The following is a 16,609-nucleotide window of genomic DNA, read 5'->3' on the forward strand; positions in this document are numbered from 1 at the left end:
AGGCTGGTCACCGTGGCAATAGAATAAGATATTTTCTCGAGCAGTATAGAAGTTTTTTCAGAAAAGCGTGCTAAAAAATGCCTGATTGAGAAATTACCTTCTTTCTGTTGTATATGTGCTTGATACTGCATGCAGTTTTTGTTAAACCATTTAGTGGACAGGTGGTCGAGCGGTCTAAGGCTCCGGTCTTGAAAACCGGCGTACGTTATGCGTACCGTGGGTTCGAATCCCACCCTGTCCGCCAAAAGCGAACTCTGTGTGAAATTTTCTTAGTTCATATACATATCAAAAGTAGAAATTTCAGAAAAGAAGCTTTATTCATTTAGAATAATGACTTTTGTGTTGTTATTAGTTTCGCTTAAAAAGTTCAGAAATTCATTCAACTTCCCTTAATATTTCTATCGTAAAACTCGCGAATGAGCATTATAGATTTGTTTCATAACTCGAAAAAGAACTTTTCCGAATTCTACTGGTATTTACTAAATACTGAAAAAAATCTATCATAAAGCCTTATTTTTATTAGGAAGTGTAATGAATAGTAAATCTCAGAGATATAATGTGTTTCTATGGTTACTTTGTGCTTTTTTCTATTTCTATCAATTTATAGGAAGAATCTCTCCTATTGGAATGGCGAAGCAGTTTTCCGAGGAATTACACCTCAAAGCGAGTGAATTTGGTCTTGTTACTTCTACATGGTATTGGGCATATTCCATAATGCAAATTCCAATGGGAATAATGCTAGATAGAGTGAAACCACATTATCTTTTTTTCTTGGCTGCAGTATTAGCTGGGACAAGTTCATTGTTATTCTCTCTGAGTCATACTCTTTTTTTAGCATGTATTGCTCGCTTTATGCTTGGGATTGCAGCATCTGCTGGTTTTATAGGAACAATGAAAGTCGCATCTTTGCTTTTTCCTAAAGAGAAGTTACCAGTGTTCTCAGGTATTACCAGCGCAATAGGTACTTTTACTCCAGTATTTGGTAGTAAGCTAATTGCTGATGCCGTACTATATTATGGATGGCGTGATTTTTGCTCATTCCTTTTCTATATTGGAATTGTGATATCTATATCGTTTCCTATATTCTTTTGGGGACGAAAATTTAAGTTAGATCAAGATACCATTATTGAACATAAACTTTCATTTCTGAAACAAATAAAGAATGTTATTAGCGAACGAAACGTTGTGGTATTAGGTGTTCTTGGCTTGATATTGTATGCACCATTGACAGCTCTTGCTGATTTATGGGGACCAGCGATTATCAGTTCTTTATATGAGATAGATCAGATAAAAGCAATTGGTATAAGCAGACTGATGTATGCAGGATTTGGTATAGGTGCTCTTGGAGTAGGTTTTATAAGAAAATTAGTAAATAATGTGTATTATGCTTTTTCTGGTGTATGTGCTATAGCATTTTGTATTATATTTATTGTTACTGTCTTACATCAGTTCATTAATCTTACTGTTTTGGGTATACTATTGTTCTTATTAGGCTTTTTTTGTTCATTAGAATGTGTAGTATTTTCTGAAGCGATAATATGTGTTCAGAAGAAAAGAATAGGGCTTACTTTAGGATTTATTAACACTATGACAATGCTTGGTGGAGCAATATTGCAACCAGTAATTGGGTTAGTACTAGATTTGTTATGGTGTGGTCAAATGAATCATGGAATGAGAGTATATGGTACATATGAATATGGAGGTGCTATCGTAATAATTGAAATGATAATGGTTGCTGGTATATGCATAGGACTATATTGGCAAAAAAGTTTTAGTAAAATGCCACAATGATAGATATGAGTTTTGTTGTAGGAGAGAATGAAAGTGGCTTACGTATAGAAAGAGCTATTGTGAAGTTCGCTCATACAAGTAATTGCATGATAAATTTTAGAGATGTATCAATTTTCCTCAGGAAAGGTTTACTTTATTGCAATAGTAAGAAAGTAAAAAGATCCATAATCGTGGAAAAAGATGATAGAATTGTAGTGAAATATTTTCATCATCGACATGTATCAGTAGCGAAGAAGCAAGTTAGCGAAGAGGTTGCTTATGAATTTCTAGTAAAAGTGAGAAATAATATAATATACGACACAAAAGATTTTTTAGTGATTAATAAAGAAGTGGGATGGGCAGTACAAGGTGGTAGTAATGTTAAAATCAGTATAGATGATATTTTGCCATTATTAGATGAAAAATGTACGATGAAATTGGTGCATAGAATAGACATGTGTACCAGTGGAGCTTTATTGATTGCAAAAAATACTAATTGTGCTCGATTGCTTGGCGAAATGTTTGCTCAACATGAAGTACGTAAAGTATATATTGGAGTCGTAGTAATAAGTGAGCAAAACACATCAATGCATAATGATGGTATTAGCCACGATGTTATAGAATACTGCAAAGAAGGTAAAATAAAGCGACAAAATGCTATAACAAAGCATAAAGTATTATGCTGTTCACCAATATCAAATATCATGCTTATGCAATTTGAGATAGAAACGGGAAGAAAACATCAAGTACGGATTCATGCAATGAATGCTGGAACTCCGATTTTGGGTGATAAAAAATATGGCAAACAAAGAGAATTTAGTATCCAAGAATATATGTTAGATAAAATGTTCCTTCATTCTTATAGAATACAATTTAGATATGAAAATAATAAAGTAGATATAGTGGCGCCTCTTCCTGCTCACTTTATTAAATTATGCAATACGTATTTTCCTGCAATATCAATAAAAGATGGAATGCTTAATTAGAAGCGCTTTTATGTTATTGATGGTATAAGTATACTGCGAAATGGAGGAAATTATGATAGATATGTTACGAATCTTAGAAAATTATGATATAAATGGAGTCTACAATTTACAGAAAGCACACTATCATTCATAATTTTATCATAGCGATCTTTACGTTTTCATATCATATCAAGTAATTAATTAAGTTTGTAAAAATTTTCCTTACAAGAATGCAAATTGCTTATTCTCACTTTCTTAGGTCACTATTCATTTGGGGAATAGGATGCTTTTTTTATTTCTATCAATTCATAGGTAGGATAATACCTAGTATTACTTCTGAGCAACTGATGCATGATCTGAATTTATCAGCCTCTTCCTTCGCCATTTCATCATCTTCTTGGTATATAGCATATGCAATTGCACAGTTACCAATTGGATTATTGTTGGATTCTTACAGCCCTAAAAGAGTGATGTCTATTTCCTGTCTTATCATATCATTAGGTGCTTATATTGTTGCTTCATCTCATTCTTACCACATACTTGCGTTTGGTCGTGTATTAATGGGAATAGGCTCATCTGGTGCTTTGATAAGTACAATGAAAATATCAAGAATGCTTTTCTCTCCTGCTATGTTTCCTGTCGCAAGTAGTACTACTATAGCAATAGGCGTGCTAGCACCTATCTTTTGTAATCTTTTTGCATCTGATGCAATTATTGGTATAGGATGGCGTGTATCATTTCTTTATACTTCCATCTTAGGAATTATACTTTCTTTTATTATACTGTTATTTGTTCATACTCCTACTTCTAGTAATGATAAAAAATCCTTAATTTACGGTGAAGTATTAAAGAATCCTGAACTCATTGCTATAGGTATAATTGCACTTATATTATATTCCATTATTTCAGCTATAGGTGACATGTGGGGTGCGACTTTTTTTACTGTTGTGTTCAATATTTCTGCAATCAGCGGGAAATTTGTAAATACTATGATATATCTTGGTTATTCCATTGGATGCTTTTTTATCGGTTGGATTGTGAATAAGTTTTATAGCATTTATTTGATTCATTTTATCTGTTCTGCTGTGATTACAGTGATACTTGGGTATTTAAGTTTTTGTAATTTTAGTCTGGATCTCGTATCAGGTGCATTTATGATGTTTTTGATAGGGATTTTTGCTTCCTCTAAAGTGCTTACTTTTACACAATCTGTACTCATAGGCGGTAAAAATAATACCGGTACTGCTGTAGCTCTTGTAAACTGTATTACAATGCTTGGTGGTACTTTATGTCAGTCCGGAATAGGTATTATTATGGATATGACATGGAGTGGTGCTACTAATGAGAGTGGTCGTAGAATATATACAGTAAGTGACTACAAAGCTGGCCTTTCTTTTATCTTTCTTCTCTTCCTGTTATCATCATTTCTTTCTTTATATTTTTTGAAGAAAAGTAAAATAAATCATAGAATTAGTTAATAATTTTATTTTGTATATCATCGCATTCTTTAATATGTTGCATGTTCATTATATTAATGATGCTTAACATTATGTTCTTAGCTACAGGTCCAGCAACAATTCCCCCAGTCGTTATGTGTTTATTATATGTATTCTTCTTAGAATTTCTTATAACTACATATACGGCATATTTAGGTTTATTACATGGAAAAACACTAAAAAAGTATCCGTTGTTCATATTTTTAACATATTGTCCGTGTTGGAGTACCTCAGCCGTGCCACTCTTTCCACCGATGCAATAGCCATCTATCGCAAATTTTTTTGTAGTAGAGTGATTTACTACATAATGAAGCAAGTGTTGCATTTTACGGACAGTCTTCGATTTTAAAATTTTGCTCTTTTTAATTGTTTGTTTCTCATTTTTTATAAATTGAGGAGGTATAAGGAATCCTCCATTTATAGTACTTGCTAAAGCCGTAATAGCATGCAGCGGTGTTACTGCTATTCCGTATCCATAACTCATTGTAATAAGAGAAGCATGATTCCATTTTGCAAGTGGTGGAAATAGAGGATTAGTTATTTCAGGAAAATCGGATTCTACTTTTTGTAATAATTTAAATCTTTTAAAATACTCTGCTTGTTGTTTTATTCCAAATCTATTAGCTATTGCTGCAATTCCGATATTAGAGGAATATGCTAATACTTGCGCAGTTGATATAACGGAACTTCTAGGTTTGTAGTCTGTAATCGTAAAACGACCGATCGTTAATGGTTGCGAAACATGAAATTTCTCATCTAAAGAAACTGAATTAGTATCAAATCCAATTGCCATGCTCAATACTTTAAAAGTAGAGCCCATTTCCATTACAGCCATTGACGCTCTATTAATTGTAGCATCTTGTTCAGCATGTTGTAACATATTAGGATCAAAGTCTGGGATACTTACCGAAGCTAAAATTTCTCCGTTTGTAACATCCATTACTATAGCAACTCCGGATTCTGCTTCATTCAGTCTTACACTATTGGAAAGTGCATGATGTGCTGCTCCTTGTATTCTGATGTCAATATTACTATATAACTCCTTTACTTCAGAATATTCAGGAATTTCCAGTATTTTCTCGAGTCCTGCTAAGGCATTGCTATCTAAATCAACGTACCCGACAACATGAGCGGATATCTCAGAGTGTGGATAAAAACGTTTTAAATCTTTAATACAGTACAAACCCGATAATCCTAATTCTCTTATCTTATGTTCTTCAGTTGGGGACACATGTCTCTTAAGCCACATAAATGTGCTTTTATTCTTAATATATTTATCTACTTTCTTTTCTAAATCTTTAAATGCGAAAGGCATAAGTTTAGTTATAAATTCATTTATATCTAATATTTCTTGAGGATTCACATAAATGGAATACGTCTGTAAATTAGTAGCAAGTATGATTCCATTTCTATCTTTTATAGGTGGTTTAATCTTGATATAACGAGAGATAATCTCGTTATTATCGAAATTTTTTGAAAAAGAAATGAAAAGTAATTTGCCAATTATAGCGCAATAAAATACCAGTATAATACCTAATGCTATAAATATTCTCTGAGTTTTGGGGAGCATTTAGATGATTTTTTATATATCTAGATGTTTATGCAATCAGCAATATAGTAGTGTTTATGATGATAATGAGCAACAATTTGGTTCTCAATTTTGAAAAACTCTATTAATTCATGTTGACTACTAAATTGATCGCATGTATAAAGTGATCTTGCTGTCGTGTAGACAGTGCGTATCATAAAAGTAAAGAAAAGAGAGACGGTAAGTAATTTTTGAGCGTACAGATATATAAGGTTCAAAACGTGAGAGTTTGATCCTGGCTCAGAGTGAACGCTAGCGGCGGGCTTAACACATGCAAGTCGAGCGGAGAGACTAAAAAATGTTTTATAATGCTTGCATTATGGAATGTTTATTAGAATTTTAGCGGCAGACGGGTGAGTAATGCACGGGAATCTACCTCGTAGCGTGGGATAACAGAGGGAAACTTCTGCTAATACCGCATATAACCGAGAGGTGAAAGGCAGCAATGTTACTGCGAGATGAGCCCTTGTAAGATTAGCTAGTTGGTGAGGTAATGGCTCACCAAGGCTACGATCTTTAGTTGGTCTGAGAGGATGATCAGCCACACTGGAACTGAGACACGGTCCAGACTCCTACGGGAGGCAGCAGTGGGGAATATTGGACAATGGGCGAAAGCCTGATCCAGCAACGCCGCGTGAGTGATGAAGGCCTTAGGGTTGTAAAGCTCTTTTGGTAGGGATGATAATGACAGTACCTACAGAAAAAGCCCCGGCTAACTTCGTGCCAGCAGCCGCGGTAATACGAAGGGGGCTAGCGTTACTCGGAATTACTGGGCATAAAGCGTGTGCAGGCTGATCAGAAAGTCGAAAGTGAAATCCTTGAGCTTAACTCAAGAACTGCTTCCGATACTGCTGATCTTGAATAACAGAGGGGACAACGGAATTCCTAGTGTAGGGGTGAAATCCGTAGATATTAGGAGGAACACCGATGGCGAAAGCGGTTGTCTGGCTGATTATTGACGCTGTTACACGAAAGCGTGGGGAGCAAACAGGATTAGATACCCTGGTAGTCCACGCAGTAAACGATGAGTGCTGGGTGTCGGATTTATATTCGGTGCCGAAGCTAATGCGTTAAGCACTCCGCCTGGGGAGTACGGTCGCAAGACTAAAACTTAAAGGAATTGACGGGGACCCGCACAAGCGGTGGAACATGTGGTTTAATTCGATGCTACGCGAAAGACCTTACCAAGTCTTGATGGTGATCATAAGCTATCTGAGAAACTAGATAGTGCATTTAGTTGGATCATCACAGGTGTTGCATGGCTGTCGTCAGCTCGTGTCGTGAGATGTTGGGTTAAGTCCCGCAACGAGCGCAACCCTTATCCTTAGTTGCCAACAGTTCGGCTGGGAACTCTAGGGAGACTGCTGATGATAAATCAGAGGAAGGTGGGGATGATGTCAAGTCAGCATGGCCCTTATGACTTGGGCAACACACGTGTTACAATGGCGATTACAGAAGGCTGCAACAGGGCAACCTAGAGCTAATCCTTAAAAATCGCCTCAGTTCGGATTGTATCCTGCAACTCGGATACATGAAGTTGGAATCGCTAGTAATCGCGGATCAGCATGCCGCGGTGAATACGTTCTCGGGTCTTGTACACACTGCCCGTCACGCCATGGGAGTCGATTTTGCCTTAAGTATGTGAGCTAACCGCAAGGAAGCAGCATACCAAGGTAGGGTTGGTGACTGAGGTAAAGTCGTAACAAGGTAGCCGTAGGAGAACCTGCGGCTGGATTACTTTACAGTATAAAAAGTTATATAAAATTCGTATATCTTTGCTCAAAGACTTATCGTCTCTCTTTTCTTTGCTTCCTGCTGTTTTTTCAGTTACTTTTTGCATTTTCTGAAATTTCTTATTTGTGTGCTACTTTAGAATTTTATTTCTATCTTTGTTTGCACAATCAGTTTTCCGAATTATGACTCTGCTTTTTTGTAGTTTACAGTTTATTTATGTACCATTATTGATAAATGTATTTTTATCATTGGTCAAACATTGTGATTCATAGTATTTTTTATTTCAATAGAGCGAATTATCCCTATGTTAGGTATATATTTTGTACTTAATATGATTATTATTTTATTGCCAATTAATACTTTAAAATTTTAAAAGCAAAACGAGTTTTTAGTTATTTATGTTATTAAGAGGTGCATGTGTATAGTTGTTCGTATTTCGATATAGTTTATCAATTCTTAAATGATAAATCTGTTAATTTTGAAAAATTTATAATTCATGCTGTATATATAGGAGTATGATGTTTTTTTACTTATGATAGTAATTGCTCTAATGAAAGTGCAATTTCTACCATCTTTTTTTCATGCATATGAGCTGTGATAATTTGCAAGCCTATAGGCAATCCAGAGTCCTTACAAGGGTAAGTTGGAAGGCTCATACAAGGTAGTCCGGCTAAACTAGGAGGGATAGTAAGCACATCATTCATATACATTTCAAATGGCGAAATCTCAGCATCTATAGAGAAAGCTACATTAGTGGTAGTAGGAGATACTATAGCGTCAACAGCATGGAAAATTTCATTAAACTGTTCGAATAGCATTCTTCTTATTTTTTGTGCTTTCAGGTAATATGCATCATATTCCTTACTAGACAGAACAAACGCTCCCATTAATAATCTTCTCTTTACTTCTTCTCCCAGATATTTTCCTCTATGAGCACTAATACTTTCATGAAAATCTTCTGTAGCTTGGAGAGGGATACCATATCTTATTCCATCATATCTTGCTAAATTAGATGAAGCTTCTGCCGGTGCTATAATGTAATATACTGGCAATGCATACTCCATTAATGGCAAAGATACTTCTTTTAATTCTACTCCACTAGATTCGAGCTTTTTCATTGTTTCTTTATAACTGAAAGAAACACTTTCGCTCATTTTAAAGCCTATTTTTTCCAAATTGAAAAAGCCAATTTTTACGCCTTTCATATCGATAGCATTTAATGTCCCTAAGTTGCTATTATTATTTTGAATAGAAGTATGATCTCGTTCGTCATATCCCATTATTATATCTAACATTAGTGCCGCACATCTTGTAGAAGCACCAAAGACTGCTGGTTGATCTAGAGAACTTGCAAATGATATCATGCCATATCTTGAGCATGTACCATACGTAGGTTTTATTCCTACGATTCCGCATAATGATGCTGGTTGTCTCACTGAACCTCCAGTATCACTTCCAAGAGAAATAGGTACAACGCCACTACTTACGGCTACAGCAGAGCCTCCAGAAGAACCACCAGCGGTAAGCTTTTGAGATGGTTTCCTCTGATCGACCAATGGATTAATGGTAGCTCCATATATTGAATAAGTTGTAGATGAACCCATTGCGAATTCATCCATATTAGTTTTACCTAATGGAATACATCCAGCATCTAGGAGTTTCTGAGTAACGGTAGATTCATAAGGCGGAATGAAATCTTTTAAAATTGCTGAACAAGCAGTTGTTTTGATGTCTTTTGTACAGTAAAGATCTTTTATTGCTATAGGGATACCATCAAGTGGCATACTCTTGCCTTCTCTTATACGTTTTTCAGCTTTCTCAGCTAAAGATATTGCAATTGAAGAAGTGATTTCGCAAAAAAAATTATATTTGCGATTTAAAAGTTCCAAATCCTGCAAACGTTCTGTCACAAACGTGATAGGAGATACTTCTCCGGTTTTAAACTTGAGCAAAAGCTCGCTAACAGATAAATACTTTGTCACAGCTATACCTTAATTTGCACAAGTATGAACTATTTGAACAGTATGAGAAGAGCTAACAGTAATGCAAATAAACCTAATGCCTCAACCATTGCTCCACCTATAAAAGCGGCTTTCAACATATTGTCATAAGCTGATGGATTGCGAGCAGTACCATTAATCAGAGCTGCAAAAATCAACCCTAATCCGACAGCAGCACCGAATAAACCAAAGCAAGCTAATCCAATACCAACAGGTTCCATATAAACTCTTGTAAACGTGTAAAAATTCCAATGTCAGTGTAATAAATCTAAATGTCTTCTTCAATTCGTTTTTTTACAAAAATGTAGAAAGCGCCATTCCCTCCATCTCTTTGTAAAGCAACGACACATTGTGTAACGTATTGTTTTACTTCAGGAAAAGTAATCCAGTAGTTGAACAATTCTCTTAAAATCCCATGTCTATGGGATTTTACAAAATTCGATGTCATGTTACTGGAAAGCGCTTTACCGCCAGTAATTAATAGTAATAACCTTTCTCCATTTAGATACATTTCCTTGAGAAGCAAAGAAAATGCTTCATATGCTTTATCTCTATCCATACCATGTAAATCCAACACTTTATCAAATGCAGTACTATGACCTAACATCTTCAACAATTTTTTGCTATGGAAATATTGAATTTCCAGAGCTTGATCATGTAATTCTTTCTTCTCCTTTTTTTTTGTTATATGGAGACCTCCATCGCAAAATTTCTGCCATACGCGCTCACATTCATCACGAATTTTCATAAAATTTTATTTAGCAATACTCTGCTACTCGTAATATTACGAACACATTCCTTTTTCAGCGAAGAAAATTTTTAATTTCACAAGAGCTTCTTTTTCTATTTGTCTAACTCTCTCTGCAGAAATATTATGTTTTGTAGCAATATCATTCAATGTTAAAGCTGGCTCTACTAAAAATCTATCTTCTACGATACTTGCTTCTCTTGAAGAAAGATGTGAGATACCGGCTTTCAACATTTGAAGTTTTGTACTTGATTCCTCTTCTCGAGCAACTAAAGTGCCAATATCACACGCTATGCTATCATTCCAAATTTCTTCATTTGTACCGTCTTCAGAATTAGATGATGGAGCATTCAAACTCACAACATGTCTGATATTCACAAATTCACTATCGGTAATTTCAGCTTCATTAAGTTTTTCTTTTATTTTCGCATTTTTATAAAAAAGCCTTTTTTTCAAAGACGAAGTGCTAACCTTTAGGAGAGACCATGAACGTAATATAAATTCCTGTATTGAGGCTTTTATCCACCATATTGCATAAGTAGCTAGCTTACAATTCATATCCATTTTGAACTTCTTTACAGCGTGCATTAATCCTAACGCACCTTCTGATACTAAATCTACAAGAGCAGCACCGTAAGACCTATATTGCATAGCGATCTTCAATACTATTTTCATATGAGCCATTACTAATTTTTGAGCAGCTTTCACATCTCCATTAACACACCAATCATGAATGAGAGAGCTCTCTTCTTCAGCAGTAAGCAGTGGGATACTTCTTATTTTCGAGATATAAGAAGCTAAATTTGCCTCCTCTGAATTCAACTGAATTACACCATCTTTTAGAATTTTCATATCATATAAACAATGTTTTTCATGAACTACGTGTAGTATACCACAATAAAATAATTTATTGACAATAAATTATTTTATTATTTTTTGTACATATGCATCTCTAGTGCGATTTTCCGATGAAAAAATATTTGAAATATTTTTATTATTTTACGTATTATCTACGACATGAGAATTGTGTGAATCTCTGATAATTAACCCGTTTGACATTTCTATTATTCTTGTAGCGTATTGTACGTACGAATCTCTATGCGTTATAAATATAATAGTTTTTTCTTTTGCATTCGTATGAATTGCATTTAATACTTTTCCTTCGGTAATCTTGTCCATTTGAGAAGTTGCCTCATCAAAAATAATTAGGTCCGTATCCTTTCGAAGTAATGCTCTTGTGAGAAGTACCATTTGCTTTTGTCCTCCAGAAAGTTTTATGCCTTTTTCTCCAACAATAGAATCATATTTTTTTTCTAATTTTTCTATATATTCTGCTATTCCTACCATATGAGCTATCTTTAGCACTTCTTCGGTGACAGCATCGCAGCTTCCGTATGTCATATTTTCCATAATCGTTCTGTGAAATAAGGTACTATTTTGTGTAACTATTGCTGAATGCTGTAGTAATTTATCATGATATTTGCTTGCAACATAACCGCTATCTGGTTTAATAATACCTAACATTATGTTCGCAAGAGTTGTTTTGCCGCTACCTGTGGTACCAATTATAGCTATTTTTTCTCCAATTTTGATTGAGAGCTCATCTAATTTCGTTATGAAGTGTTCTCTTTGAAATACGATCTTGTGGAGGGATATTATATTTTTTTCTGAGTTTGATATGTATGTATTATGGTGTTTTTTACTACTTTTTTCTGCATCACACACTTTTCCAGAAAGCAGCTCTGATACATCGCGTATATTACATATTTTACTTATGTCATTTACTGCTTGTGATATTCTACCAAGAAGTCGAGACATTCTTATAAATTCTGCCATAAATTTCCAAAGATATCCGAAACATTTACCTATGAGGGAGAAGAATAGAGCAAAATCTCCGATTGTTATCGCGTGTTTACAGTACTGAACAAATAAAAAATAGAGTCCACCACAAAACACAGCAACATACCATCCAGAAAAGAATATCATCAATGGAACGATAGTAATCTGGAATTTTATTTCTTTCTGTATTGCGATGCCGGTCGCATCAGAGATGTTTTTCTTTTCGTTTTTCTGTGAAGAATTCGTCACTACGCACCATATATTAGTGAGTATATCAACTATTATACCGTGTACATTGGAATTAGCATGCCACGCATTATTCGCAGCTTTTACAGATATTTTTAGATACGCTATGTTAAAAATGATAAACAAACAACTTAGAGAAAAAGAGAGGATACCAAGTAAAAGAGATAGCTTAGACAGCATGAAAGATGCTATGAAAAAGAATATGCATGGAGTTATTAATCTCTCTGCTGTAGTGAAAAATTCGCTGATGCCGAGTGCTAAATCTCCGACTTTCATAGATATAGCTCCACTAAATACGTTGCTATAGGATGGTAATAAAACATCCAATAGTTTGCTCATAACTCTTTCATAACTCATTTTCCTTATGCTAGGTATAAATTTTACATTCATTAAATAGTGATTTAAAATGTAGTTTATACATATTGCAGCGCATATAAAAATCCATGATGAAATGTAGAATGAAGATGATTTCTGAGATCCAAAATTACTAGACGATACGTAATCCATAATTTCCTTTAGTATTTGAGCTTGATAAGACGATAGACATACCCACGTCATACTAGTAAAAAGTATGAGAAAAACTATTTTCCATCTTTCTCTTATCAATGGTATCACTAGCCTTATTAAGGAGATGTTAAGCATTTTTGTGATACGAGCTGCTAGAATTAGCACGCATCATACACATGCTATATAGAAAAGAAAATACCATCGGCTAATGGTATTGATATTGAATAATACGTAAGCTATTTTGCTTAGAGTTAATAAGTAAGCATAAGAAAAATGTTACGACGAGTATCAGGATTGCTTCGGAAGAAAAAAAAAGTATCACGTACGGTCTCTATCGAAAATGTATCGTATAATATTCCAAGTTTCGATAGGAGATTGCTGGGGTGGCTTGTGGATGTGATGTTATTAGCTTTTTTATCAGCTCCATTGACTGAGTTTTTATATGATAAGCTTTCCATAACATCAGAATTAGCAAAATTTTCAGATCTTTCTGGCATTACATCTCTAGATTCATTTTTGAATAGTGTGAGTCGAGAATTTTTACTGAAATACGCAACTATTCAAGTTATTATGATTCTTATATCTGCTCTGTATTTCATTATTTGTCTCGCTTATTATGGTAGAACTTTAGGTAAATTTGTAACTGGATGTACAGTTTTGGAGATGGGTAATGGTAAAAGAATTTCTGTACGTACCGCTGTTTTAAGAACTGTCCTGTATGCTGTTTCTGTATTACCATTTTGTATAGGATTAATATTATTTATACCATTTTCCAAGCATGGGAGGGCATTGCACGATCGTTTGGCCGATACTATAGTGGTATTGAAAGGAAAGTAGACATATCAATTTACTTGAGATGTGCCATGTTCTATCATTCTTAATATTAGTATATGCTAGTAATATTAGGTATGTTTTTACGCTATGCTCTTATACTGCTAAGTCCGCTAGCATTTTTTGGCTATCAGTTTATATTACGGTTATGGCCTGGCCTTCTACTAAATCACTTTCTCCTACAATTTAATATTCCCATCGAGAAGTTTGGCATTTTAAACGGCTCATATTATTGCGGATATTCTTTGATGCAGATTCCGATTGCAGTATTACTTACTAGATATCATGTGCGTTATATTCTTGCTTTTAGTGTAAAAATAGCCGGTATATGTTTTGTTCTTTTCACCAATACCGAATCGTTTTCAGTAGCAATAATTGCGAGATTTATTACAGGAGCTGCATCAGCTTCAGCATTTTTATGCGTATCTAAAGTCGCCATGGAATATTTTCTTCCAGCAAATTACGGAAAAATCATAGGTTGGTCATTTTCTATAGGCTTATTAGGCGCATTGTATGGTGGTAAGCCTACCGTTACTCTACTAGAGCAATATGGAATAGGAAGAGTTTCATCTGTGTTAGCGATAACGTCATTCATAATATCGATTATTGCACTCTCTACATTAAGAAAATATAAAAATTATAATCTTAATAGCGAGAAAAGTGATATAAGGAAAGATTTGAAAGAAATAATCTCACCGAAAATTATTATTCTTAGCATTACGAATTTTTTGATGGTTGGTGCTCTTGAAGGATTTGCAGATGTATGGGGAGTTAGTTATTTGATAAGCGCATTTGATATTGAAAAGGATGATGCTGCTTCATTAGTGTCGTTCATATTTATAGGAATGATATTTGGAGGGCCAATCTTAGCGACTCTTGGAAAGAAATGCGGTAATATTAATACTGTTTTATGTTGTGCTATAGCCCTATCTATCACATTTATATGTCTTATTTTTTGTAGTCACTTAAATCCAACGTCACTTAAGATACTGTTCCTAATAACTGGGATAGCGTGCTGTTATCAAGTGCTTATATTTGCAATAGGGTGTACTATTACTCGAGAAAGTTCTCATAATATTGCCGTAGCATTTCTCAATACTACCAATATGTTAGGAGGATTCTATTTTCATACTGCAATAGGTTATATTATAAAGTTCTTTAATCCTGCAAATGCTTACTATACCACATATTCGTATAAGTGTGGAATTGCAATAATACCAATATGTGCAACGATAAGTATTTTTATATTATTGTCGTTGAGGCTTAAATCAACTTTCAAAGAAATTTGCACTTCCAAGATATAAGTGTCGATAACTCTTTATATTTTTTGGAAGTGTTCTATAAATAAATAAATGCGAACGTGGCGGAATGGTATACGCGCTAGACTTAGGATCTAGTGTCTTCAGACATAAGGGTTCAAGTCCCTTCGTTCGCACCATTTACGAGATTTTACAAAATCTGCATGTAGGAATAATAAAAAACTATTCCATAAATTAGAGTTATTCTTTACTCTAGTAGTAGGATTTGGTGTAAAAAACGCTTCTATGAAGCGCTACTGTTCTGCACAACACTTCTTCAGTGGCGTGATGTACATGTTAGTAATGTGTATGGTTATAATACATCCTGTTCTTGGTGCTACTAATAAATATAGTAAGGTAAAGTACACACGACCGTTTAGTGGATTATTCTTAACAGCCGGAGCTAGTCTTTCAATAATTCCTCAATTAACTTTGAGTTCTCCGGTTATAGTGCAGACAGACTCTACTAAGCGCAAAGTGACAGATGTAAAAAATATAACAAACAGCTCCACGTCTTTCTTTTCACCCATTATAGGGATTGGTTATGTATTTCCTCATGAAATAAGTTTGATGAGTACGTTTAGTATGAATACATTAAGTGTCCCTCATGATAAATTAGTGATATCAGAACAGTTTCATATTGAACAAAGTGCTCTAGAAATAAGTCTTATAAAGTACTTCAATTTGACAAACCTAATAAAGCCGTTCATAGGTGTATCAGTTGGTGGAGCAACGATACAGTACAGCTTACGCGGTCTTAAGCAAATTGATGAAGATGGAAACATTTTAAATAAGCGTGCTGTTCCTTTGGCAAATTCACAAGTACGCCAACTTGTGGACTTTAATCAATTTGCTTTTTATGTTCAAGATACAAAAAGTGGGCAATCAAAATCTTCAAATAAAGTATGTGTTGTAGAATCTATAGGTAATACATGCAAATCAGTACAGTATTTAAATGGTAAAAATATTCTAGATTTCGGATATACTAAGAACGATACTCCAGTCAAAATTTTACTAGGAGATGCGACCGGTGATGGGAATGTAGAAACTGAAAAAAACAATTCTGCCTTCCTAGGTGTGCAAGGAGGACTTGCTTTTAGACACTGCAATATGCAGCTTGAGATTTTTGGTACTGTCAGATTTCAAGACACAAGATTGAAATTGCAAAATAATCTCTTTGGCTCTTACGATATACAAAATAAGTTAGTAAATACTTACACTCATGAAAATATCACTAAGATACTTGATGATAGAGGGAGGTATTATGTAATACCAGTTCAGGAAGATGGAGAATGCAGTACTTTTACTGAAAATCAAGCATGCAACAGCCTTAATAACGATCTTTCAGATATGCCTACTGCATTCTTACAAGGTGGACAGCTAATGAAATTGGAACTTGGGGCAATAAGATATTTTTTTACGGAAGAGTATAAAGCCGCAATAGAAAGTATAAAAACAGATAGTAAAACTATGATAATTGATGGAGATATTGTACAAAATATAAATTATAGCGTTGGAACGAGGCTTTCTGTATCATTTTAATACTGCTGTATTACAAGAAAGGATTATAACTGCTTTTTAGTAAAT

The 16,609-nt window shown here is 34.5% G+C and carries 12 protein-coding genes, 2 tRNA genes and 1 rRNA gene; 9 read left to right on the top strand and 6 right to left on the bottom strand.

The features are described from left to right. Nucleotides 1-155 precede the first annotated feature (155 nt). The 4 genes from Fokcrypt_RS00625 (at nucleotide 156) to Fokcrypt_RS00640 (ending at nucleotide 4,213) form a co-directional block, all read left to right on the top strand. Nucleotides 156-244, top strand: a tRNA-Ser gene (locus tag Fokcrypt_RS00625). Nucleotides 245-531: 287 nt separating this feature from the next. Further along, the gene (locus tag Fokcrypt_RS00630; protein WP_323722280.1) at nucleotides 532-1,791 is read left to right on the top strand and encodes an MFS transporter; all 1,260 of its coding nucleotides are present in this window, start codon (nucleotides 532-534) and stop codon (nucleotides 1,789-1,791) included. Beyond that, nucleotides 1,788-2,756 carry an RluA family pseudouridine synthase gene (locus Fokcrypt_RS00635; protein ID WP_323722281.1) on the top strand — a complete coding sequence of 323 codons (969 nt, stop codon included), beginning with the start codon at nucleotides 1,788-1,790 and terminating at the stop codon, nucleotides 2,754-2,756. The genes Fokcrypt_RS00630 and Fokcrypt_RS00635 overlap by 4 nt, the downstream gene beginning before the upstream one ends. Before the next feature lie 209 nt (nucleotides 2,757-2,965). Continuing rightward, nucleotides 2,966-4,213 carry an MFS transporter gene (locus tag Fokcrypt_RS00640; protein ID WP_323722282.1) on the top strand — a complete coding sequence of 416 codons (1,248 nt, stop codon included), beginning with the start codon at nucleotides 2,966-2,968 and terminating at the stop codon, nucleotides 4,211-4,213. Here Fokcrypt_RS00640 and Fokcrypt_RS00645 read toward each other — a convergent pair. Next, a complete protein-coding gene (locus Fokcrypt_RS00645) occupies nucleotides 4,206-5,801 on the bottom strand; it encodes a peptidoglycan D,D-transpeptidase FtsI family protein (RefSeq protein ID WP_323722283.1) in 1,596 nt (531 codons plus the stop codon). The two genes, Fokcrypt_RS00640 and Fokcrypt_RS00645, sit on opposite strands and share 8 nt — an antisense overlap. Nucleotides 5,802-6,036: 235 nt before the next feature. On the opposite strand from Fokcrypt_RS00645, the gene Fokcrypt_RS00650 reads away from it, so the two are divergent. Next, nucleotides 6,037-7,564: ribosomal RNA gene (locus tag Fokcrypt_RS00650) — 16S ribosomal RNA — on the top strand. Nucleotides 7,565-8,083: 519 nt separating this feature from the next. On the opposite strand, the gene gatA is transcribed toward Fokcrypt_RS00650, so the two are convergent. From gatA to Fokcrypt_RS00675, 5 genes are all read right to left on the bottom strand, one after another. Continuing rightward, nucleotides 8,084-9,535 (bottom strand): Asp-tRNA(Asn)/Glu-tRNA(Gln) amidotransferase subunit GatA, encoded by a 1,452-nt coding sequence (gatA, locus tag Fokcrypt_RS00655; protein WP_323722284.1) that lies wholly within the window; start codon nucleotides 9,533-9,535, stop codon nucleotides 8,084-8,086. 29 nt (nucleotides 9,536-9,564) lie between these two features. Beyond that, nucleotides 9,565-9,774, bottom strand: a complete 210-nt coding sequence (locus Fokcrypt_RS00660) for a F0F1 ATP synthase subunit C (RefSeq protein ID WP_323722285.1) — start codon at nucleotides 9,772-9,774, stop codon at nucleotides 9,565-9,567. A 47-nt stretch (nucleotides 9,775-9,821) separates the two neighbouring features. Continuing rightward, nucleotides 9,822-10,301, bottom strand: a complete 480-nt coding sequence (locus Fokcrypt_RS00665; RefSeq protein ID WP_323722286.1) for a Smr/MutS family protein — start codon at nucleotides 10,299-10,301, stop codon at nucleotides 9,822-9,824. Nucleotides 10,302-10,337: 36 nt separating this feature from the next. Next, nucleotides 10,338-11,153 carry a sigma-70 family RNA polymerase sigma factor gene (locus Fokcrypt_RS00670; RefSeq protein ID WP_323722287.1) on the bottom strand — a complete coding sequence of 272 codons (816 nt, stop codon included), beginning with the start codon at nucleotides 11,151-11,153 and terminating at the stop codon, nucleotides 10,338-10,340. Nucleotides 11,154-11,300: 147 nt separating this feature from the next. Continuing rightward, entirely contained in the window at nucleotides 11,301-13,058 is a 1,758-nt protein-coding gene (locus Fokcrypt_RS00675) for an ABC transporter ATP-binding protein (protein WP_323722288.1), read from the bottom strand. Between the two features lie 108 nt (nucleotides 13,059-13,166). On the opposite strand from Fokcrypt_RS00675, the gene Fokcrypt_RS00680 reads away from it, so the two are divergent. The 4 genes from Fokcrypt_RS00680 (at nucleotide 13,167) to Fokcrypt_RS00695 (ending at nucleotide 16,564) form a co-directional block, all read left to right on the top strand. Continuing rightward, the gene (locus tag Fokcrypt_RS00680) at nucleotides 13,167-13,730 is read left to right on the top strand and encodes an RDD family protein (protein ID WP_323722289.1); all 564 of its coding nucleotides are present in this window, start codon (nucleotides 13,167-13,169) and stop codon (nucleotides 13,728-13,730) included. A 71-nt stretch (nucleotides 13,731-13,801) separates the two neighbouring features. Further along, nucleotides 13,802-15,028 carry an MFS transporter gene (locus Fokcrypt_RS00685; RefSeq protein WP_323722290.1) on the top strand — a complete coding sequence of 409 codons (1,227 nt, stop codon included), beginning with the start codon at nucleotides 13,802-13,804 and terminating at the stop codon, nucleotides 15,026-15,028. Between the two features lie 50 nt (nucleotides 15,029-15,078). Next, a tRNA-Leu gene (locus Fokcrypt_RS00690) sits at nucleotides 15,079-15,162 on the top strand. Nucleotides 15,163-15,268: 106 nt separating this feature from the next. Then, nucleotides 15,269-16,564, top strand: coding sequence for a hypothetical protein (locus Fokcrypt_RS00695; RefSeq protein ID WP_323722291.1), 1,296 nt, complete (start codon nucleotides 15,269-15,271; stop codon nucleotides 16,562-16,564). Nucleotides 16,565-16,609 lie beyond the last annotated feature (45 nt).

This window comes from Candidatus Fokinia cryptica (assembly GCF_034359305.1).
Lineage (GTDB): Bacteria > Pseudomonadota > Alphaproteobacteria > Rickettsiales > Midichloriaceae > Fokinia > Fokinia crypta.

Excerpts from the sequence above, each read along its gene's own strand:
- Fokcrypt_RS00685 (WP_323722290.1), top strand. The coding sequence starts at position 13,802 with ATGTTTTTACGCTATGCTCTTATACTGCTAAGTCCGCTAGCATTTTTT.
- Fokcrypt_RS00695 (WP_323722291.1), top strand. The coding sequence starts at position 15,269 with ATGAAGCGCTACTGTTCTGCACAACACTTCTTCAGTGGCGTGATGTAC.
- Fokcrypt_RS00635 (WP_323722281.1), top strand. The coding sequence starts at position 1,788 with ATGATAGATATGAGTTTTGTTGTAGGAGAGAATGAAAGTGGCTTACGT.
- Fokcrypt_RS00645 (WP_323722283.1), bottom strand. The coding sequence starts at position 5,801 with ATGCTCCCCAAAACTCAGAGAATATTTATAGCATTAGGTATTATACTG.
- Fokcrypt_RS00665 (WP_323722286.1), bottom strand. The coding sequence starts at position 10,301 with ATGAAAATTCGTGATGAATGTGAGCGCGTATGGCAGAAATTTTGCGAT.
- Fokcrypt_RS00640 (WP_323722282.1), top strand. The coding sequence starts at position 2,966 with ATGCAAATTGCTTATTCTCACTTTCTTAGGTCACTATTCATTTGGGGA.
- Fokcrypt_RS00660 (WP_323722285.1), bottom strand. The coding sequence starts at position 9,774 with ATGGAACCTGTTGGTATTGGATTAGCTTGCTTTGGTTTATTCGGTGCT.
- Fokcrypt_RS00630 (WP_323722280.1), top strand. The coding sequence starts at position 532 with ATGAATAGTAAATCTCAGAGATATAATGTGTTTCTATGGTTACTTTGT.
- Fokcrypt_RS00670 (WP_323722287.1), bottom strand. The coding sequence starts at position 11,153 with ATGAAAATTCTAAAAGATGGTGTAATTCAGTTGAATTCAGAGGAGGCA.
- Fokcrypt_RS00680 (WP_323722289.1), top strand. The coding sequence starts at position 13,167 with ATGTTACGACGAGTATCAGGATTGCTTCGGAAGAAAAAAAAAGTATCA.